The sequence below is a fragment of the Affinirhizobium lemnae genome, assembly GCF_022968395.1.
GTDB lineage: Bacteria > Pseudomonadota > Alphaproteobacteria > Rhizobiales > Rhizobiaceae > Neorhizobium > Neorhizobium lemnae.
Genome location: NZ_JALJQZ010000013.1, coordinates 75832 through 95657, shown reverse-complemented (window position 1 = coordinate 95657; position 19826 = coordinate 75832). Strand labels below are relative to the sequence as shown.

General features: G+C 55.7%; 22 protein-coding genes and 1 tRNA gene. 5 read left to right on the top strand and 18 right to left on the bottom strand.

Features of this window, described 5'->3' with window-relative positions; genetic code table 11:
- Positions 1-2: 2 nt before the first annotated feature.
- Positions 3-1238: a GNAT family N-acetyltransferase gene (locus MUU53_RS10935; protein WP_247260930.1), complete on the bottom strand. Its 1236-nt coding sequence runs from the start codon at positions 1236-1238 to the stop codon at positions 3-5.
- Positions 1239-1328: 90 nt separating this feature from the next.
- A complete protein-coding gene (locus MUU53_RS10930) occupies positions 1329-1538 on the bottom strand; it encodes a DUF2842 domain-containing protein (protein WP_247260929.1) in 210 nt (69 codons plus the stop codon).
- A 129-nt stretch (positions 1539-1667) separates the two neighbouring features.
- On the opposite strand from MUU53_RS10930, the gene MUU53_RS10925 reads away from it, so the two are divergent.
- Positions 1668-2759, top strand: a complete 1092-nt coding sequence (locus tag MUU53_RS10925; protein WP_247260928.1) for a COX15/CtaA family protein — start codon at positions 1668-1670, stop codon at positions 2757-2759.
- A gap of 10 nt (positions 2760-2769) precedes the next feature.
- Here MUU53_RS10925 and MUU53_RS10920 read toward each other — a convergent pair whose 3' ends face one another.
- The 8 genes from MUU53_RS10920 to MUU53_RS10885 form a co-directional block, all read right to left on the bottom strand.
- Complete coding sequence (locus tag MUU53_RS10920; protein ID WP_247260927.1) at positions 2770-3594, bottom strand: DODA-type extradiol aromatic ring-opening family dioxygenase; 825 nt, start codon at positions 3592-3594, stop codon at positions 2770-2772.
- A gap of 108 nt (positions 3595-3702) precedes the next feature.
- Entirely contained in the window at positions 3703-4092 is a 390-nt protein-coding gene (locus MUU53_RS10915; RefSeq protein WP_247260926.1) for a VOC family protein, read from the bottom strand.
- A 25-nt stretch (positions 4093-4117) separates the two neighbouring features.
- The gene (gene argC / locus MUU53_RS10910) at positions 4118-5050 is read right to left on the bottom strand and encodes an N-acetyl-gamma-glutamyl-phosphate reductase (protein WP_247260925.1); all 933 of its coding nucleotides are present in this window, start codon (positions 5048-5050) and stop codon (positions 4118-4120) included.
- Positions 5051-5112: 62 nt separating this feature from the next.
- Positions 5113-6072, bottom strand: coding sequence for an agmatinase (gene speB / locus MUU53_RS10905; protein ID WP_247260924.1), 960 nt, complete (start codon positions 6070-6072; stop codon positions 5113-5115).
- 4 nt (positions 6073-6076) lie between these two features.
- Positions 6077-6424, bottom strand: coding sequence for an antibiotic biosynthesis monooxygenase family protein (locus tag MUU53_RS10900; protein ID WP_247260923.1), 348 nt, complete (start codon positions 6422-6424; stop codon positions 6077-6079).
- A 137-nt stretch (positions 6425-6561) separates the two neighbouring features.
- Entirely contained in the window at positions 6562-7029 is a 468-nt protein-coding gene (gene rpsI, locus MUU53_RS10895) for a 30S ribosomal protein S9 (RefSeq protein ID WP_062552648.1), read from the bottom strand.
- Positions 7030-7031: 2 nt separating this feature from the next.
- A complete protein-coding gene (gene rplM, locus MUU53_RS10890; RefSeq protein WP_247260922.1) occupies positions 7032-7496 on the bottom strand; it encodes a 50S ribosomal protein L13 in 465 nt (154 codons plus the stop codon).
- Between the two features lie 264 nt (positions 7497-7760).
- Positions 7761-8111 (bottom strand): hypothetical protein, encoded by a 351-nt coding sequence (locus MUU53_RS10885; RefSeq protein ID WP_247260921.1) that lies wholly within the window; start codon positions 8109-8111, stop codon positions 7761-7763.
- Positions 8112-8202: 91 nt separating this feature from the next.
- Here MUU53_RS10885 and MUU53_RS10880 point away from each other — a divergent pair, with 91 nt between their 5' ends.
- Positions 8203-8646: a CoA-binding protein gene (locus tag MUU53_RS10880; protein WP_247260920.1), complete on the top strand. Its 444-nt coding sequence runs from the start codon at positions 8203-8205 to the stop codon at positions 8644-8646.
- A 294-nt stretch (positions 8647-8940) separates the two neighbouring features.
- Here MUU53_RS10880 and MUU53_RS10875 read toward each other — a convergent pair whose 3' ends face one another.
- Complete coding sequence (locus tag MUU53_RS10875) at positions 8941-9363, bottom strand: DUF6455 family protein (protein WP_247260919.1); 423 nt, start codon at positions 9361-9363, stop codon at positions 8941-8943.
- Positions 9364-9602: 239 nt separating this feature from the next.
- Here MUU53_RS10875 and MUU53_RS10870 point away from each other — a divergent pair, with 239 nt between their 5' ends.
- Both MUU53_RS10870 and MUU53_RS10865 read left to right on the top strand, forming a co-directional pair.
- Positions 9603-10886 (top strand): O-acetylhomoserine aminocarboxypropyltransferase, encoded by a 1284-nt coding sequence (locus MUU53_RS10870; protein WP_247260918.1) that lies wholly within the window; start codon positions 9603-9605, stop codon positions 10884-10886.
- Between the two features lie 7 nt (positions 10887-10893).
- Positions 10894-11238 carry a cupin domain-containing protein gene (locus MUU53_RS10865; protein ID WP_247260917.1) on the top strand — a complete coding sequence of 115 codons (345 nt, stop codon included), beginning with the start codon at positions 10894-10896 and terminating at the stop codon, positions 11236-11238.
- Here MUU53_RS10865 and MUU53_RS10860 read toward each other — a convergent pair whose 3' ends face one another.
- The 5 genes from MUU53_RS10860 to clpP all read right to left on the bottom strand — a co-directional run bounded on the left by MUU53_RS10860 (position 11239) and on the right by clpP (position 17724).
- The gene (locus MUU53_RS10860; RefSeq protein WP_247260916.1) at positions 11239-12135 is read right to left on the bottom strand and encodes a DMT family transporter; all 897 of its coding nucleotides are present in this window, start codon (positions 12133-12135) and stop codon (positions 11239-11241) included.
- 156 nt (positions 12136-12291) lie between these two features.
- Complete coding sequence (gene hupB, locus MUU53_RS10855) at positions 12292-12567, bottom strand: DNA-binding protein HupB (protein ID WP_062552640.1); 276 nt, start codon at positions 12565-12567, stop codon at positions 12292-12294.
- 188 nt (positions 12568-12755) lie between these two features.
- On the bottom strand, positions 12756-15176 hold the full coding sequence (gene lon, locus MUU53_RS10850) for an endopeptidase La (RefSeq protein ID WP_247260915.1): 2421 nt from the start codon (positions 15174-15176) through the stop codon (positions 12756-12758).
- A gap of 351 nt (positions 15177-15527) precedes the next feature.
- Complete coding sequence (gene clpX, locus MUU53_RS10845; protein ID WP_247260914.1) at positions 15528-16805, bottom strand: ATP-dependent Clp protease ATP-binding subunit ClpX; 1278 nt, start codon at positions 16803-16805, stop codon at positions 15528-15530.
- Positions 16806-17091: 286 nt separating this feature from the next.
- Positions 17092-17724, bottom strand: a complete 633-nt coding sequence (gene clpP / locus MUU53_RS10840) for an ATP-dependent Clp endopeptidase proteolytic subunit ClpP (protein ID WP_247260913.1) — start codon at positions 17722-17724, stop codon at positions 17092-17094.
- A gap of 545 nt (positions 17725-18269) precedes the next feature.
- Between clpP and MUU53_RS10835 the strand changes: the two genes are divergently transcribed.
- On the top strand, positions 18270-19289 hold the full coding sequence (locus MUU53_RS10835) for an NAD-dependent epimerase/dehydratase family protein (RefSeq protein WP_247260912.1): 1020 nt from the start codon (positions 18270-18272) through the stop codon (positions 19287-19289).
- A 123-nt stretch (positions 19290-19412) separates the two neighbouring features.
- Here MUU53_RS10835 and MUU53_RS10830 read toward each other — a convergent pair.
- Positions 19413-19488, bottom strand: a tRNA-Val gene (locus MUU53_RS10830).
- The coding region (locus tag MUU53_RS10825; protein ID WP_247260911.1) for a hypothetical protein at positions 19479-19826 on the bottom strand (348 nt) is incomplete at its 5' end. The genes MUU53_RS10825 and MUU53_RS10830, both read right to left, overlap by 10 nt.

The window sequence follows — 19826 nt, the reverse complement described above, 5'->3', positions numbered from 1 at the left end:
TTTCAGTCTCCTTGCGAAGCGATTCTTGAGGCTCTGATACGCTGAAGCAGACGGTAAATCGTCTGGCTGCGTTTCAGCCGCGATTTGAGACGGATCTGCGCCTGCTTTGCGATGGCTGCCAGGTGGCCCCGACCGGAAATCGGAATCATCAGATCATAGTGCACCGTTTCTACCGGGCACCAACTGCGTTTGTAGAGTTGATCACCCAGTCCAAAATCGAAAAGTTTCGCACCTGTGCTGCAGGCATTTTCGATGACATGCCAGAACAGCAGTTCGCCCGGGCTCGTTTCCGGCACACGACTTTCATCGATCGAGCCGAACTGGCAGATTATGTGATTGCCCTTGCGCGTCAGGCCGCAGATGGCAGGGATTGCGCGGTCGCCACCCGCCGTTAGTTTGATTGCAGAAAGCCTTAAGGGATAGTTTTCTGCATCGGCGGGTTCATCAAGAAGCGCATGAAAAAAGTTCTGTATGGAAGCGTTGGCAAAGACATCCGGCAATCCCTGGGACCGGAAGCGTTCGCGCTTTTGTTCAAAGAAAAGGTCCAGAAGTTCGTGTTGCTGACTTGCTTGCTCAGGTGTGCAGACCTCATACCCTCCAAGTTCGCTGATCCGTCGTGTCTGTTGGCGAAACTTCTTGCGCCTACGCTTGGCGTTGACCTGGGCCAGCGTCTCGTCAAACGATCCGAGAAGCGGCAATTGGAAGGAATGGTTGACATGCTCCAATGATGCAAGCTGGTGCAAGGGTAGTCTGGCACCGTGCCATTCCTTCGGGATCGCACGCATGTGCAGAACGTCAACGTGCTGAGACAAAGCGCTTTTGATCTGTGCGATACAGCGCATCAACGCTGATTCCGAGAGGTCGCAACCTGCCGCGAACAGACCAGTGTTTATGTTGTTGAACGAACCGCCGGGAAAGCCAGCGGACCGAATTCCGTGACTGGAGGTAACTGCAAGCGGCAAAAGGAACAGGGGCTTTCCCATGTCAGAGCCCAACAGGAAGAGCGGCTTGTCGGCTTGCGTTGAGTACCAGGCCTTGCACCACTCGATAGACTGGTGCGGACTGTTCCATGCGACCTGCTGCAGGTCCCGCCACGCATCCGCAACCTGCTTGATTTCCTGATGAAGGCTGACGACAAGACCATGCTCTTTCGCTGCGTCCGCAGCGCAGTTGTCCTGATCCATCCGTGCCGTTACTGCGCCCATGGCAAATCCGTCCATCTGAAGGTGGCGGCTCAAGCTTTACCGGCAAACGCCGCATAAGCTGTTAGCACGAGAACGCCATTGATCAACATTTAGACAGATGGTTAAGGCGCCCTAAAGCGATCCTCAGACCTTTCTAGGCCCCGCCATCCAGCGAATAATCAGCATCGCTGGCAAGATCCAGATAACGCCTGTCAGCAGGAAATAGAGGAGGTGGACATACCAGGGCGCTGTGGAAAGCGTCAGCGTGGCTATTGTTGTAGCAACGATTGCATAGACCGATACCAAGACGATGATCAGGATCGTGCCAATGAACTTTTTGAGCCGCAGAGGCATTCGCCTGTCTCCTTGTTGAACCTCTCCCGTGCCGCGACGGCATGCCGCAAAGGGCAAGGACTTGTTTTGCACCGAAGGGTAGGGCAAATCAACGCCCAATAACCATGTTGACGAATGTCAGGAGATCTCATGGCGACGTCGCAGACGACTGAAGTGATGCAGGCGCCAGTAGGGCGCGTCGAGACCAATCGAACCGCGCTGCGATGGTGGCTGAAAACGGTTATCGCAACGCTGTTCTGTCTCGTTCTGGTTGGCGGAGCAACTAGGCTTACGGATTCCGGTCTCTCGATCACTGAATGGAAACCCATTCACGGCGTCATTCCGCCCTTGAGCGTTGCAGAGTGGGAGGAGGAGTTTCAGCTTTACAAGCAAATTCCCGAGTACCAGCAGATTAACAAAGGCATGTCGCTGGATGAGTTCAAGTCCATTTTCTGGTGGGAATGGGCTCACCGTTTCCTGGCCCGTGCGGTCGGACTGGTCTTCGGCCTGCCGCTCCTGTTTTTCTGGCTGAGCGGCCGTGTGGAAAAACGCCTGCGTCTGCCGCTGGTTGGTCTTCTGGCCCTTGGCGGCTTTCAAGGCTTCATCGGCTGGTGGATGGTGTCTTCCGGCTTATCGGTGCGCACCGATGTGTCGCAATACCGGCTTGCTACCCATCTGACTATCGCATGTATGATCTTCTCCGCCTGCGTATGGATCATGCGCGGCCTGACGCCGCAACAGGTAGACCGGCCACCAACTGCACATTCACATCTGGCTGCAGGCGGGTTGGCTTTTCTCGCTCTGTTCCAGATCTACCTGGGTGCACTGGTGGCAGGTCTCGACGCTGGCTTTACCTATAACACCTGGCCGTTGATGGATGGCGCGATCATCCCGCCAGACCTCTTCGTGCAGAACCCATGGTGGATCAATCTGTTTGAGAACCCGAAGACAGTGCAGTTCGTCCATCGCTGTGGCGCCTACCTCCTTTTGGCTTTGACGTTGGTTCATATGATTCAGTCCGTCCGACTGACACCCGGAACAACACATGCAAAGGGTGCCATCGTCCTGTTCGGACTGGTCTGTATCCAGGCAGCCATCGGCGTTACGACTTTGCTCCTGCATGTACCCATCGAAATGGGGCTTTTGCATCAGGCTGGCGGTCTCGTTGTGCTGGGCTATGCCATCACTCACTGGCGCGGCTTCTATGGCGAGTTCACCAAGGATCAGGCTGTTTCAGCCTGATCCCGAACGTTCAGCCGAAGCGATAGGCAGAATAGGGTTTACCCAGAAAATCGGTCGTGAATATCCGTTTTCCGGTATCGCTCCCGGCCGCACCCGCCGCGACAAAAAGCGGGACAAGATGATCGTGGTCCGGCACATGACAGGCGAGCGCATCAGGGTTCTCGTCCCAAAGGGATAAGCGGGCGGCGCGGCTCTGTGTATCCTTTTCCTCGATGACATCGGCGAGCCATGCATCGAAGCGCGAAGCCTGCGCGACATGTTCCGGATCCGCTCTCCGGAACATTGGCATGTTATGATATGTCATGCCCGAAGCGATGATCAGGACTTCTTCATCGCGCAATGGTTCCAGCGCTTCGCCCATCTTGATATGGCTTGGCGCATCGAGCGTATTCTTGAGCGAGATCATCGTGATCGGTACATCCGCCTTCGGATAGATCAGCATGAAGGGGATGAAGACGCCGTGATCAAAGCCTCTGGCTTCATCTTCTGCTGATTCAATACCGGCATCTGAAAGCAGTTTACGTGCGCGAACGGCGAGCTCAGGAGAGCCGGGCGCCGGATAATTCAGTTCATAAGTATGGGCCGGAAAGTTGTAGTAGTCGAACAGCATGCCGGGGTTGGCAGCAGTGCTCAGAGTTGGAACCGGTTCATGCTCCCAGTGGCCCGATACAACCAGAACAGCCTTCGGGCGCCTGCCGACATCGTCCGCCAGATTGCGTAAGAATGCCCCGAGATCATCCCATGGCCCTTTTCCCTCAGCATTCTTGGGGAATTCCATGAACGGCCAAGGCCCGCCGCCATGCGGAATGAAGTAGACAGGAAATCTGTTTGACATAAACCAGCCTCGCAATTTTTCAGCAGGCTAGCAGTTGTCACTGTCTATGAAAATCGTCCACGCTCACGACACTTCGTTCAAGAATGATTAACAGTCCGGACGGGGCGTCTATTCTGGCAGATGGCAGACGGCTTCAATATTGTGACCGTCCAGATCCAGCACGAAGGCTGCGTAGTAATTGGCATGGTAATGCGGGCGTATGCCCGGTGGGCCATTGTCTGCGGCGCCGGACCCAATGGCGGCTGTATAGAACGCATCCACTGCGGCACGGGTAGGGGCGACGAAGGCCACATGCAGTGAGCCTTGCGTGCGTCCACCGCTACCGATCCAGAAGCTGGGCTTTCCATCACGGCCATAGCCTGCGCCTTCATAGGTGCCGCCTGTTTCCTCCAATGTCACCGCCATCACACAGGCAGCGCCCAAGGCGGGCATGACCGCATCGTAAAAGCAACGGGAGCGCTTTAGGTCTGTCACGGACAAGCCGATATGATCCAGCATTCCCGTTATCCTTTCACATTGGCTATCAGGCCGAGAGCATCAGGTCCATGTTCTGGACCGCTGCGCCGGAAGCGCCCTTGCCCAGATTGTCGAGAAGCGCGACAAGGTTGACATGCGAGCCACCCGCTGACCCGAACACAAACAGCTTCATCGTGTCCTGTCCGGCCAGTTCCTCAGCGTCAATGCGGCCCAGCTTGCTGCTCTCCTCGAGTGAAACCACGCTGACGATGTTCTGACCGGCATAATGGTCCACAAGAGCAGCATGGATGTTTTCGACCGTTGCACCCTGTTTCAGGTCATCCAGGAAAAGCGGTACTTGAACAATCATTCCCTGTGGGAAACGTCCGACGGACGGCGAGAACAATGGCGCGCGGTCTAGCAGGCCGTGGATCTTCATCTCAGGCACATGCTTGTGCTTCAGGGTCAAACCATACAGGAAGTTGTTGGCCGAAATGGCATCGTCGCGCGTCTGGTCTTCCATCTGGGCAATCATCTGCTTGCCCCCGCCCGTATAACCGGAAACGGCATTCACGCTCACAGGATAGCCGTCTGGCAGAAGACCTGCTGCCCGCAACGGACGAATGAGCGCAATTGCGCCGGTTGGATAGCAACCCGGATTGGCCACGAGCCGCGCGGACTGGATCTTGCTTCTCTGAGCGCGATCCATTTCCGCAAAGCCGTAGGCCCAGTCCTCGGCAACACGATACGCCGTCGAGGTGTCGATGATCCGCACCTTGTTATTGCCGCTCAGCATGGCAACAGCCTCGCGAGATGCATCGTCAGGCAGGCACAGGATGGCGACATCCGCGCTATTGAGCAGATCCTCGCGCATCGCAGCGTTACGGCGTTCCGCTTCGGGAATGGACAGGAGTTCCACGTCGCGGCGGCCAGCCATGCGGGTGCGGATCTGCAATCCCGTTGTGCCGTGTTCGCCGTCGATGAAGATTTTCGCGCTCATGTCCTTGTCCAGATTTCAATGGGTTACGGGTGCAGGCGGAATCAGTTTATCCGCCGGTTGATTCATTTTGTTAACGACCGTGCCAGTCGTTCGGCACGCAAACCCAGCATATACATGGCTACCGTCGCACCGGCAATGGCGGTGATATCCGCATGGTCGTAGGCAGGCGCCACTTCCACGATATCCGAGCCGCGAATGTCGAGCGGGCCGAGCTTTCGGAGAACCGACAGCATCTTTGCGGAGGAGGGGCCGCCTGCGACCGGCGTGCCGGTGCCAGGCGCAAAGGCCGGATCAAGGCAATCGATGTCGAAGGTCAGATAGCAGGGTGCTTCGCCGACATGGGAGAGGATCATGTCTGCTATGGCCTGTCCACCCAGATCCTCGACTTGGTGGCCGTGGATAATCCGAATGCCGAAATCGTCCGGAGCCTCGGTTCTGATGCCGACCTGGATAGAGTGGGCAGGATCGATGACGCCCTCGCGGACGGCTCTGCATACGAACGAGCCGTGATCGATGCGCTTTCCGTCATCATCCCAGGTGTCCTGATGCGCATCAAAATGCAAAAGCGCCAGCGGCCCGTGTCTTGCAGCATGCGCTTTCAACAAGGGCCAGGTTACGAAATGATCGCCGCCCAGCGACAATAGATAGGCATCCGACGCAAGGATGTGGGCCGCTTCCTGTTCGATGAGGGCAGGCGTCTCTTGATGATTCCCGTAGTCGAGGAGCACATCGCCGTAATCTATGACAGCCATTTGCTGGAACAGATCACGCGCAAACGGATATTGAGGATCATTGTCGAAGATCGCCGATGCGCGACGAATCGCCTGTGGTCCAAAGCGGGCGCCGGGTCTGTTGGAAACAGCGGCGTCGAAGGGAATGCCGAGAATAACAGCATCGACATTCTCGAGACTTTTGGTGTACCGGCGCCGCATGAAAGATAGCGCGCCCGCATAGGTGGGATCGGTAGCGGCACCACGTATTGTTTTTGCTGTGAAGGCGTTATCGATGGATTTCGAAGCCACGGGATTAATCCTTCACAAAGCCATAGGCGCGCTGCACGAGCGCGATCCGGACTTCATAACGCTCGTACCAGTCTCTCCGGCCCCGTCCCTGCGCAGCAAGATGGTCTACCACCTGTTTCCACGAAATAATGCTGGCCTCATCGATCCAGTAGGAATTAGTGATCCCAAATCCGTCAGCACCCCGCACGCTCTCATAGCCGAGATAACCCGGTTGCTGCTCGGCAAGATCCAGCATGGTCTGGGCCATGTCTGCGTATCCGCAATCACCAACAGTTCGATGAGAACTAAAAGCCACCACGAAATAGGGTGGCTTTGGCAGCGCTGCGAAACGATCTTTCGATTCCGCTGACATAGTGATCTCCCGTTACAAACAATGACTGATGATGCCCAGATGGCTTCTCCGGACAAGCCTGAATTATTGATGAAGTCATAACGAAAAAAGGCGGAGCCGAAGCCCCGCCTTTCCAATCCAGTCTCCAGGAGAAGCGATTAGCGCTTCGAGAACTGGAACGAACGGCGGGCCTTGGCCTTACCGTACTTCTTACGCTCGACAACGCGGCTGTCGCGGGTCAGGAAGCCACCCTTCTTCAGAACCGAGCGCAGGCCTGGTTCGAAGTAGGTGAGAGCCTTGGAGATGCCGTGACGAACAGCACCGGCCTGACCGGAAAGGCCACCGCCAGCAACGGTTGCGATGATGTCGAACTGGCCATTGCGGGCAGCTGCAACGATCGGCTGCTGCAGGATCATCTGCAGAACCGGACGTGCGAAGTATGCCGAATAGTCCTTGCCGTTGACAATGATCTTGCCGGAACCAGCCTTGACCCATACGCGGGCAACAGCGTTCTTGCGCTTGCCGGTAGCATAGGAACGGCCCTGTGCATCAACCTTGCGCTCACGTGCCGGAGCGGAAGCCTGACCAGCGACGCCGAGGTCCTTCAGGGAAGAAAGGTCAGCCATGCTTAGGCGCTCCTTGTGTTCTTGTTGTTGAGCTTGGCCACATCGAGCGTGACCGGCTGCTGTGCTTCATGCGGATGGTTGGAGCCAGCATAAACGCGCAGGTTCTTCATCTGGCGACGGCCGAGCGGGCCGCGCGGGATCATGCGCTCAACAGCCTTCTCGAGAACACGCTCAGGGAAGCGGCCTTCGATGATGGCGCGTGCAGTGCGCTCCTTGATGCCGCCCGGATAACCGGTGTGCCAGTAGTACTTCTTGTCGGAGTACTTCTTGCCGGTGAAGACGACCTTCTCAGCGTTGATGACGATGACGTTGTCGCCGTCGTCGACGTGAGGCGTGTAGGTAGCCTTATGCTTGCCGCGAAGATGATTTGCGATGATGGTGGCGAGGCGTCCGACAACGAGGCCTTCGGCGTCGATCAGCACCCACTTCTTCTCCACCTCAGCGGGCTTCTGTACGAAGGTAGACATATGTGCTCTCTTCTTTTCATGATCCCGTAGCGAGGAAACCTCATCTCGGGCGTTTCTTGTTGCTTGGTTTTGGCCCGCAAGCAGGCCAACAGGACAGGAAAGTCACGCTTTCACGACCTGCGGCGGCTTATAGGGACAGATGCCGCTATCGTCAAGATGACTGAAATTGGCGGCCCGGAAATAATACGATGAAAATCAACAGGTTAGTATTGTGGTTTCATGATACCACAAAAATCAATCGAATCTTTGGCATGAGACCGTGGTTTATCGCCAACCAAAACATCCTTCGTCCAGAAAACTGTCGCAGTCCCCGGGGGAAGGGCGCATTTCGCACTGACGGACAGGGCAGTTGCGAACATCCTTGGTCGGAATACTGTCGGACTTCGCATACTCGCCACCGGCACAATAGCGGTCGCTCGAAACGTAGCGATCATAGAGCGTCACCCCCGTCCGTCCGGGGTAGCGGAAAATGACTGCGCCTTCGCGTGCAATACGCTCTTGTGCTGCCGCGCAGGTCATGGATGTCGAGTTATAGCGTGAGATAGCGGCCGCTGGCTGGCTGCTTGCGATTATAGAAAACGCGGCGCTTGCGGCAATCAAATAGTGAACTTGCATTTGATCTTTCCTTTTAAGCCTTGCGGAACCTAAAATAGCGCAAACTGTTTCTCAGCCAAGAGCATGAACCGATGCTTTGGAGGATCACGCGATGGATCACAATTTCTACGACGACGGCTATCTGACGGACATCTTGAAATCCGTTAAATCAATCGCACTCGTGGGGGCGTCTCCCAATCCGAGCCGACCAAGCCATGGCGTAATGGGTTTTTTGCTCTCTAAGGGGTACCACGTCATTCCCGTCAATCCGGGTCAGGCTGGCAAGACGATTCTTGGACAGAAGGTGTACGGTCACCTGGGCGATATTCCCGAACGGGTCGACATGATCGATGTGTTCCGTGCCTCGGAATATCTGGCTGAAGTTGTCGATGAAGCGCTTGCGCTTTCTCCTCGCCCGAAAGTCATCTGGACCCAGTTGGGTGTGAGGGAAGAAAGTTCGGCGGTGCGGGCAGAGCAAGCGGGTGTGCAGGTTGTCATGGATCGGTGTCCGGCAATCGAATATCCACGACTGCTCGGGCACCATCCGGTACATTGAACCGACAGGGCGAGAGGTTCGGGAGGGCAGGGTCAAAACTCAATCAGGTTTCGGGCGTGGCGCGAGCGGATTTTGTTGGCGAACAGGAGAAGAGGCTGCCGTGGAGCGCCACTCCACAAAGCCTTTTCGACGCCTTCGCAGAGAAAATCCACCGCGTCCCGCAGGGATATGGCGAAAATCGCTCATTTCTGCGTCGCGAATCCTTGATGGATATTGGATCCACCGGCGGCTTCGCTTCTATAACTGAACGATTTTCTCCCATACCACGCTCCAAATCCTGATTGAGTTTTGACCCTAGTCCACGAGCAAATCCGGCTGTACTCGAAGCGCGTTCATCTCGCTTGCGTTCACGCAGTAGGTGGCAAAGTTTTCCGGTGCCTGGTGCATGCCAAGGTCGTGTCGGCATTGCTCCTTCGACGCGCAGTGCGAGCAATTCGACTGCATTTCGCGGAACTGGTTCGGTGACAGAAGTCGGACCTCGACCGGATCGATATGCAGGGCCTGCATCAACCGCTCCATTTCTTCCGCGCCATTCGCGGCCAGACGGTTCAGCTCCAGTAGTCGATGACGGTCTATACCCAGATCTGCTGCAATTTCGCTCTGGAGCTCCGGTCCCAGCTCATCCAATTCCGATAAGGTCTGGAAACAGTTGCGAATATTTCCGTAGAGATGCGACAAGCGCGCTGCGAAACTTCCTGATGCTTCGTTCATAGCCATGCTGATGCCTCCTGACGATCCGGCCCGCAGTGTGGCATGTCTGTGAGCAGGCACCTTGATCCGGATCAAGTCCTTATCGGGGAAGCAGCAGTTCCGTCTGCAGTGTCGAACCGCGCAAAGAATTTCTCAATGCAGTCCGGTTTATGGCCTTTGCCGGTTTGTCGCCGGGGCATGCCGCTGGCTATAGTGCTGCTATGGTTAGCCGAAAACGGCGTATCGGGTTCAAGGGAGGAACAAACATGACATCTAACAATCCGGGCTTTTCCACACTTGCGATTCATGCAGGCGCAAAGCCTGATCCGGCCACAGGCGCCCGAGTGACACCTATTTACCAGACAGCATCCTACGTCTTCGAAAGTGCCGATCATGCCGCGGCTCTTTTCGGACTGCAGCAGTTCGGAAACATCTATACGCGGATTATGAATCCCACTCAGGCAGTACTGGAGGAGAAGGTTGCTGCCCTGGAAGGCGGCACCGCGGCTCTTGCCGTCGCTTCGGGCCACGCAGCGCAGATGCTCGTTTTTCATACGATCATGAAACCCGGGAGCAATTTCGTCGCTGCACGCCGTCTCTACGGAGGCTCCATCAACCAGTTCGGACACGCCTTCAAGAATTTTGGCTGGGATGTACGTTGGGCAGACCCTGCAGATCCGCAAAGCTTCTCCGCGCAAGTCGACGAGAACACGCAGGCGATCTTTATGGAGAGTCTTGCCAATCCTGGCGGCACATTTGTTGACATTGCGGCGATTGCAGAAGTCGCTCAGAAGCATGGCCTTCCATTGATCGTGGATAACACCATGGCCAGCCCCTATCTGGTTCGTCCCCTCGAGCACGGAGCCGATATCGTCGTGCACTCCCTGACCAAATTCCTCGGCGGGCATGGCAATTCGATGGGTGGCATCATCGTGGACGGGGGCACCTTCGACTGGTCCGCGTCAGGACGTTATCCCATGCTGTCCGAGCCGCGGCCTGAATATGCCGGTGTTGTGCTGCATCAGACGTTCGGGAATTTTGCTTTCGCCATTGCTTGCCGCGTTCTGGGCCTGCGCGATCTTGGACCTGCGATTTCACCCTTCAACTGCTTCATGCTGCTGACCGGTATCGAGACGCTTCCGCTTCGTATGCAAAGGCATTGCGATAATGCCCTGGCAGTAGCGAAGTGGCTCAAAAGTCACGACAAGGTATCTTGGGTCTCCTATGCCGGACTTGAGGATGATGCGAATCATGGTCTGCAGCAACGCTATTCACCCTCTGGCGCCGGCGCGGTCTTCACCTTCGGCCTGAAGGGCGGCTACGAGGCTGGCAAGACGTTTGTGGAAGGGTTGAAGCTTTTTTCGCATCTGGCCAATATCGGCGACACACGTTCGCTGGTCATTCACCCCGCTTCAACGACCCATCGACAATTGACGCCCGAACAGCAGACGGCTGCCGGGGCAGGGCCGGACGTCGTGCGCCTGTCGATTGGCATCGAGGATGTGAAGGATATCATCGCCGATCTCGATCAGTCGCTCTCGAAAGTCTGAGGATAAAATGAACAACGTCGTCCGCTTTGATATTGCATCCATTGAGCCGGAGGAGGGCGCGCCAGCGCCTGATCGGCTGATTTCCGGTGAGCCGCGGTTCCGGACATGGAATGTTGAAGAGGCGGATGGCGGCGTCTATGCCGGGATTTGGGAATCAACTCTCGGCAAATGGCGTATTCTTTACGACGAATGGGAGTATTTCCATATTCTTGAAGGCCACTCGGTCGTGACCCCGGATGGTGGCGCGCCCATTCATCTCAAGGCGGGCGACAGGCTGATCCTCAGACCAGGGTTCAAGGGAACCTGGGAAGTCATTGAAACGACTCGCAAGGACTACGTGATTCGCCTGTGATCACCGCTGCTGCTGCCGTGCCTCTTTCAGCATCAGCGACAACGACGCCCCCAGAATAAGCAGTGCGCCGAGCCACAGATAACCGCTCGGCGCATAACCAAATACCACCCAGCCAGCGAGCACGTTGAGCGGCAGCTTCAGGTCATCGAACGGCTGCACGTAAGCGGCGTCGGCAACGCTGTAGGCAAGCGTGAGCAGATATTGCCCGATAGCGGTGAGAAAGCCCGCCAGAACGAGAAGCCAGAGCGTTGAGGCCTGCGGCAGGGCAAAGCCGGTACCAAAGGCAAGAGCGGCATTGATGGGTGTCAGCAGCACGAACAACCAGATCGTGACGGTCTCAGCTGGTTCATGATGCGTCAGGTTCTTCATGATCAGGGATGAACCGCCCCAGAGGAGAGCAGCCAGAATGGGTAGGAGTGCAGTTGCTGAAAAGCTCTCTGCCCAGGGCTGTAGAATGATCATAGCGCCTGTAAAGCCGATCGCGGTTGCCGACCAACGGTGCAGACCAACAGTCTCGCCCAGAAACAGACGAGCGCCGATGATGACGAAGAACGGCGACGTCATGACAAGGGCAATTGCCTGCCAGATCGGGACAGTCACCAGACCGTAGGCCCAGGCCTGAACTCCCAGAGCGGCCAGGACGACGCGAAGCAGGTGACGGATCGGATGGCGCGTCCGCATTGCCCTGATCCCAAGCTTCATCAGCAAGGGCAGGGAGAAGGCTGTTGCAATGGCATATTGCCAGAACGCCATGGAGGAGGCTGGAAAGTGCAGTACCATGGCCAGCCATTGGGTCAGAACATTGATCGCTGCAAACACAATCCCCGCCAGGATCATGAAGAGCGCGCCCAATATGGCAGGAGAGCGGATCAGGCTTTTCGGCTGGTGCGCATTCATAAGATATCCGTCGTTACTGCTGGCCGCAATCAACTGTCGACCCCGGGTCACACCGATAACAAGTCAACGGTTCGCCATCAAATGGAAAGCCCGGCACGAGGGCCGGGCTTGGATCTTCAAACCAGCTGCGTTTCTGAAAACGCATGCTAGACAGCCTTAGCTGTTGACGGCGTCCTTCAGGCCCTTGCCGGCCGAGAACTTCGGAACGTTGCGAGCCGGGATGTCAACTTCAGCGCCGGTCGATGGATTACGGCCCTTCGAAGCTTCGCGGCGCGATACGGAAAAGCTACCGAAGCCTGCGAGACGAACATCGCCACCGTTCTTCAGTTCAGCCTGAACGGCATCGAGAACTGCGTCAACAGCCGATGCGGCGTCTGCCTTGGACAGACCAGCCTTTTCAGCAACGGCGGATACCAATTCGTTCTTGTTCATGTTTCCACCCCTTTCAATGGTTTCACACAAATGGACCTAGTCGGGGCAACGATTCATGCCGCCCTTCGCCCAACCAAAAGCTCTGCGATTGCCTGAAAAACAAGGGGCTCTCAGCAGTTTTCACAAAAAAGGCCGGTGAAATACCGGCCTTTTTCCACAAGAGGTGCATAATCTACACCCTATGATGCTCAATGAGCGACAGTCGCACCCGTATCGTCGCTGCCGTCAACAGCAGCAATGACCGTCGTTTCAACCGTTCCATCCCATTCGATCGGCTCCGGTTTGCGCAGGAGCGCATGCTCCAGAACCTCACCCATCCGCGATACAGGGATGATTTCCATGTTGTTCTTCACGTTGTCCGGGATATCCGCCAGATCCTTGGCGTTTTCTTCCGGGATCAGAACCTTCTTGATGCCACCGCGCAGTGCGGCGAGAAGCTTTTCCTTCAGACCGCCGATGGGCAGAACCCGACCACGCAGGGTGACTTCCCCCGTCATGGCGACATCCTTGGAGATCGGAATTCCCGTCATGATGGACACGATGGCAGTTGCCATTGCGATACCAGCGGACGGACCGTCTTTCGGCGTTGCGCCTTCCGGAACGTGAACATGGATGTCGGACTTGTCGAAGAGCGGCGGCTTGATTCCAAAATCGACGGCACGCGAACGGACATAGGATGCCGCCGCAGAAATCGATTCCTTCATCACGTCTTTCAGGTTGCCGGTTACGGTCATGCGACCCTTACCCGGCATCATGACGCCTTCGATCGTCAGCAATTCGCCTCCGACTTCGGTCCAGGCAAGACCTGTCACGACACCGACCTGATCTTCACGCTCTGCTTCACCGTGGCGGAACCGCGGAACGCCGAGATAATCGTGAATGTTCGCGGCGGTGACCTCGACGGTCTTCGTGTTGCCCTTGATGATCTCCGTCACGGCCTTACGTGCGAGTTTCATCAGTTCACGTTCGAAGTTACGGACACCGGCTTCACGCGTGTACTGCTGAATGATAGCGGTCAGAGCGTCATCGCTGACGGAGAACTCTTCCGGCTTCAACGCGTGCTCCTTGATGGACTTCGGTAGCAGGTGCCGCTTGGCGATCTCCCGCTTCTCATCTTCCGTGTAACCGGCGATCCGGATGATCTCCATGCGGTCCATGAGCGGAGCAGGAATATTCAGCGTGTTCGCGGTCGTGATGAACATGACGTCAGAGAGATCGTATTCCACTTCCAGGTAGTGATCCATGAAGGTGGAGTTCTGAGCCGGATCGAGAACTTCGAGAAGAGCCGATGACGGATCGCCACGGAAGTCCATACCCATCTTGTCGATCTCGTCGAGCAGGAAGAGCGGGTTCGACCGTTTTGCCTTCTTCATCGACTGCACGACCTTGCCCGGCATGGAGCCGATATAGGTGCGGCGGTGACCACGAATCTCAGCCTCGTCCCGAACGCCGCCGAGCGCCATGCGCACATATTCGCGGCCCGTCGCCTTGGCGATCGACTGTGCGAGCGACGTCTTGCCGACGCCCGGAGGGCCGACAAGGCATAGGATTGGCCCCTTGATTTTCGTAGCGCGGGCCTGGACTGCGAGATACTCGACGATACGCTCCTTGACTTTATCAAGACCGAAGTGGTCCTGATCCAGGATTTTTTCCGCATTGTGCAGATCGATCTTGACCTTCGACTTCTTATTCCAAGGAATCGTCAGCAGCCAATCGAGGTAGTTACGAACGACCGTCGCCTCAGCAGACATCGGGCTCATCTGTCGCAGCTTCTTCAGTTCAGCATCGGCCTTTTCGCGGGCTTCCTTTGAAAGCTTCGTCTTATTGATGCGCTGTTCCAGTTCGGCCATCTCGTCACGGCCGTCTTCACCGTCGCCGAGCTCCTTCTGGATCGCCTTCATCTGTTCGTTCAGGTAATATTCACGCTGCGTCTTTTCCATCTGGCGCTTGACGCGCGAACGAATGCGCTTCTCGACCTGAAGCACCGAGATCTCACCTTCCATGAATCCGAGCGCCTTTTCGAGACGCATCTTGACACTCACCGTTTCCAGCATTTCCTGCTTCTCGGTGATCTTGATGGAGAGGTGGGACGCAACAGTATCCGCCAACTTCGAATAATCTTCGATCTGGCTCGCAGCACCAACGACTTCTGGAGAAATCTTCTTGTTCAGCTTCACATAGTTTTCGAATTCTGAAACCACGGAGCGTGCAAGGGCTTCGACTTCAACCGGATCCTCGACAGGTTCGCTGAGAACGGAGGCCTGCGCCTCATAAAATTCTTCACGTGCGGTGTAATCCGAAATCTCTGCACGCGCCCGACCCTCGACCAAAACCTTTACGGTGCCGTCGGGTAGCTTCAGCAGTTGAAGAACGTTCGCGACTGTACCAACCTTATGGATGGCGGAAGGATCCGGGTCGTCATCACCCGCATTGATCTGCGTGACAAGCATGATCTGCTTGTCAGAACCCATAACCTCTTCCAGCGCGCGAATGGATTTCTCGCGCCCGACGAACAGAGGTACGATCATGTGGGGGAAAACCACAATATCGCGCAGAGGCAGAACCGGATAAATACTTCCGTTCTGATGCGCCGACGCTGTATTCGTCATAACATTTCCTTTCACTCTTCCCGTTTCCGGGAGCCGTCCAGTCAAAAGCTGGACTTTCTTTCTTCTCCAAAGTGGAGGTTCCGGAAGCAGTTTTCAAGCCTTGCACAGCCATCCGCGAGGCGGCTATGGAACGGTCGAGCATAGGGCCGGATGCTTACGCGTGACTGTTTTCAGCATACAAAATCAGGAGCCAACATTGCCATGAAGTTCTGGCCAACGTTCCTGATCGTTCGGGCCGGTCAGGAAGCAACGCTCCGACACCTATCGCCCCACCCTCGACGGGATTGAACCTTGCACGGGTGTTAAAGATAGCTCAGGGGCCAGCAGGCCCCCTCGCAAATCGACGTAAGATCAGGCTGAAACGTTTGCCTTTTCTTCCTGACGTTCGGCGTAGATGTAAAGCGGACGCGCCGTACCGCGGACGACCTCTTCAGAGATAACTACCTCGCGAACGCCCTCCAGAGCGGGAAGTTCGAACATGGTGTCCAGCAGGATCTTTTCCATGATCGAGCGCAAACCGCGAGCGCCGGTCTTGCGAATGATAGCACGACGAGCAATCTCGCGCAGCGCATCCTCGTGGAAGGTCAATTCGACATCTTCCATCTCGAACAGACGCTGATACTGCTTTACCAGAGCGTTCTTCGGCTCGGACAGGATCTGAATCAGCGCATCCTCATCCAGATCTTCGAGCGTCGCCAGAACCGGCAGACGGCCGATGAATTCCGGAATGAGGCCGAACTTCACCAGGTCTTCCGGTTCGAGTTCGCGCAGAACTTCGCCCACGCGGCGGTCATCCGGGGCCTTCACGGTCGCAGCGAAACCGATAGATGTCTTCTCGCCGCGCGCCGAAATGATCTTGTCCAGACCGGCAAATGCACCGCCGCAGATGAAGAGAATGTTCGTCGTGTCCACCTGCAGGAATTCTTGCTGCGGATGCTTACGGCCGCCCTGAGGCGGAACGGATGCAACGGTGCCTTCCATGATCTTCAGGAGGGCCTGTTGAACACCCTCACCAGAAACATCACGCGTTATGGATGGGTTGTCGGACTTACGGGAGATCTTGTCCACTTCGTCGATGTAGACAATTCCGCGCTGTGCCCGCTCGACGTTGTAGTCGGCAGCCTGAAGAAGCTTCAGAATGATGTTCTCGACATCTTCACCAACATAGCCAGCTTCCGTTAACGTCGTTGCGTCAGCCATGGTGAATGGCACGTCGATGATCCGCGCAAGCGTCTGGGCGAGGTAGGTCTTGCCGCATCCGGTCGGGCCGACAAGCATGATGTTGGACTTGGCAAGTTCCACATCGCCGTTCTTTGAAGCGTGCGCCAGACGCTTGTAGTGGTTGTGCACGGCCACTGACAGGATCTTCTTCGCCTGCTGCTGACCGATGACATATTCATCCAGAACCTTGATGATGTCCTGCGGCGTTGGAACGCCATCACGGGACTTCACCATCGAGCTCTTGTTCTCTTCGCGGATAATATCCATGCACAGTTCAACGCATTCATCGCAGATGAATACGGTCGGTCCGGCAATCAGTTTGCGAACCTCGTGCTGGCTTTTGCCGCAGAAGGAACAATACAACGTGTTCTTCGAGTCGCCGCCGTTGCTGCCGCTGACCTTGCTCATATCACTTTCCTTCCAGCACACCGATGGCCTGTCCCCAGGCTCGGAGAGTTCCTATGCCGGTGGGCCGACTCTCGTGCTAAGAGCCACGCCAACCCGTTTCTGGGGCACTCTACCGAATAGGAACTTAAAGGTCCCTGACGCGGTGGCAACGCAACCCCTTCAATACCGCATGCTATGTCATAATAATTCAACACAGCATTAATAGACATTATTATCGCGTTCTTTGTCAGTTGAAACCCCGCTTCGGTCATTTACGGGGTAACACTTTGTGGAACGCAACCCTGCTTTAGCTTGCTGAGCCGCCTTCCAGTTCCAGGCGCGATGTGAGGATCTTGTCCACAACGCCCCATTCAAGCGCCTCGTCGCTGTCCATGAAGTGGTCACGATCGAGGGTCTTTTCGACTTCCTCATAAGTGCGGCCCGTATGCTTCACGTAAACATCGTTAAGACGCTTTTTCATCTTCAATATGTCGCGAGCATGGCGCTCGATGTCAGACGCCTGGCCCTGGAAGCCGCCTGATGGCTGATGAACCATGATACGGGAGTTTGGCATGGCAAAACGCATGCCCTTCTCGCCAGCCGCCAGAAGCAGCGAGCCCATGGAAGCGGCCTGACCGATGCAAAGCGTCGAAACAGCCGGCTTGATGAATTGCATTGTGTCATAGATCGACATGCCGGCTGTTACAACGCCGCCTGGCGAATTGATATAAAGCGCAATTTCCTTTTTCGGATTTTCCGCTTCCAGGAAAAGCAACTGCGCACAGACAAGAGACGCCATGTGATCCTCAACAGGGCCTGTGAGGAAGATGATCCGCTCTTTCAGCAAACGCGAATAGATATCGTAGGAGCGCTCGCCGCGGTTGGTCTGCTCGACGACCATCGGCACTAAGGCCATAGCGGTATCAACTGGATTTTTCATGGTGTTCCTTTGTCTCATCGGGCGCCCGAGGGCGTTTCCGCCCGGAATCGTCTTTGATTTGGTCTCATCCCTACATAGAGTGTGAAAGCCGGGTACTTCAAGACTCCGTACCGGATATCCTTAACTGCTTGTAGTTTTCACTTCTTCTATAGCGCGATCTTTAGCAAACAGATCACAACCGAAACGAGGCTTTAAACTCTCACCCACATAAACTGCGCCAACAATCACGTGAGATGGATGAAATGCTGTCTCGCGCAGACGAGTCACATAATTTTGCAAAAATTCTGAGTGAGACCGCACTGCCCTTCACCATGGCCTGAACATTTGCTGTGTGACGGATCAACGTGTAGAGGACGCAACATCCGGCAAACCACTCCATGGGACACGATTGTATCGCGCTCAGTCGACGTAGCGCAGGCGCTCAGTGAAGGCCGTGACAAGTCAACTTTGGCAAGCGGCTAAAGGGTATGTGTCAACCCGGACTGTTGCTTTGCAGCAATGATTGTACTCTTATCCCGGCCGATTAACGGGAAGCATTTTCGCACATGCACTATCTTGTAACGGGTACGGCCGGGTTCATCGGCTTTCATCTTGCACGCCGCCTTTTGGAGGATGGGCATCGGGTGACCGGTTTTGACGGTCTTACACCCTATTATAATCTCAAGCTCAAAGAGGGTCGCCACGCTGTGCTGGCGCAATTTCCGGCCTTCCGTCCGGTCATTGGCATGCTTGAGGATCGTGAAGCGTTGAACAGTGCTTGCGACCATGGACAACCTGATGTGATGATCCACCTGGCGGCTCAGGCCGGCGTTCGCTACAGCCTTGAGAATCCTCGCGCCTATCTTGATTCGAACCTGCTTGGATCCTGGAACGTCCTCGAACTCGCGCGAGAGGTGGGTGTTCGCCACCTCATGTTGGCCTCGACATCGTCCGTCTATGGCGCGAACGAATCAATCCCGTTTTCAGAAAGCGACAAGACTGACGAACCGCTGAGTTTTTACGCAGCGACAAAGAAAAGTATGGAACTGATGGCGCACACCTATGCGCATCTGCATCGCCTGCCGATAAGCGCCTTCAGGTTCTTCACTGTGTATGGGCCATGGGGAAGGCCTGACATGGCGCTTTTCAAGTTTGTGAAGGCAATCCTCGAAGAACAAGAGATCGAAATTTACGGGGAGGGGCGCATGAGTCGCGATTTCACCTACATCGACGATCTCGTAAATAGCATCATCGATTTATCGCACGTGATTCCCGCAGAGGGGAATCGGGTGACGGCAAACGGCGTGCGGGATACTCTCTCGCATCAGGGGCCGTTTCGAGTCGTGAATATTGGCGGTGGACAGCCCGTCAGCGTCCTGGATTTCATTGAAACCATCGAATTCGTGCTGGGCAGGAAGGCCAAGCGCAAAATGCTACCCATGCAGCAGGGGGATGTGCCGCGAACCTATGCGTCCCCGGATCTGCTGGTGGCGTTGACAGGAAGAAAGCCTGAAATCAACTTGAATGCAGGAGTCGCGGCCTTCGTTGATTGGTACGTTACGCACAGTCGCGAGTTGCAGCTTTGAGTGACGCTAATGTTTTTCGATATCGCGCGCGGCAAAATCGCCGCGCAGGGCAGCAGCAGAAAACAACGGGATCACGCTCTTAGGGCCCGAACACGACATAATATAAAATTAGCAGGTGGGGAATGGTGGGCGATGAGAGACTCGAACTCCCGACATCTTCGGTGTAAACGAAGCGCTCTACCAACTGAGCTAATCGCCCTGACGTCCGCGGCTCGTGTCCGCTACGTCGGTGGCGGTGATGTATTCAGATCCGAAAAAAACCGCAAGAGCTTTTGCGAGGTTTTTTTGATTTTTTTGGCCAAGGAGGGAGTTGAACTTTTCAAAAACCCTGAAACTCCTGGGTTTTAGCCTCAAAGTTTTTTTCGCCTTCCACAGGGCCTGATACTTGATATGGTGCCTGTTGAAAGGAAACGAACATTCGTCACCGAATTGTCTCGAAAGCTGCTTGACACCTCTGAACGAACGCCTTAGAGAGCCCGTCATCGACTGGCGCTGCCGGTTGGTGAAGGGGATTTCTCCCTTGCCTGGAAAAATGCG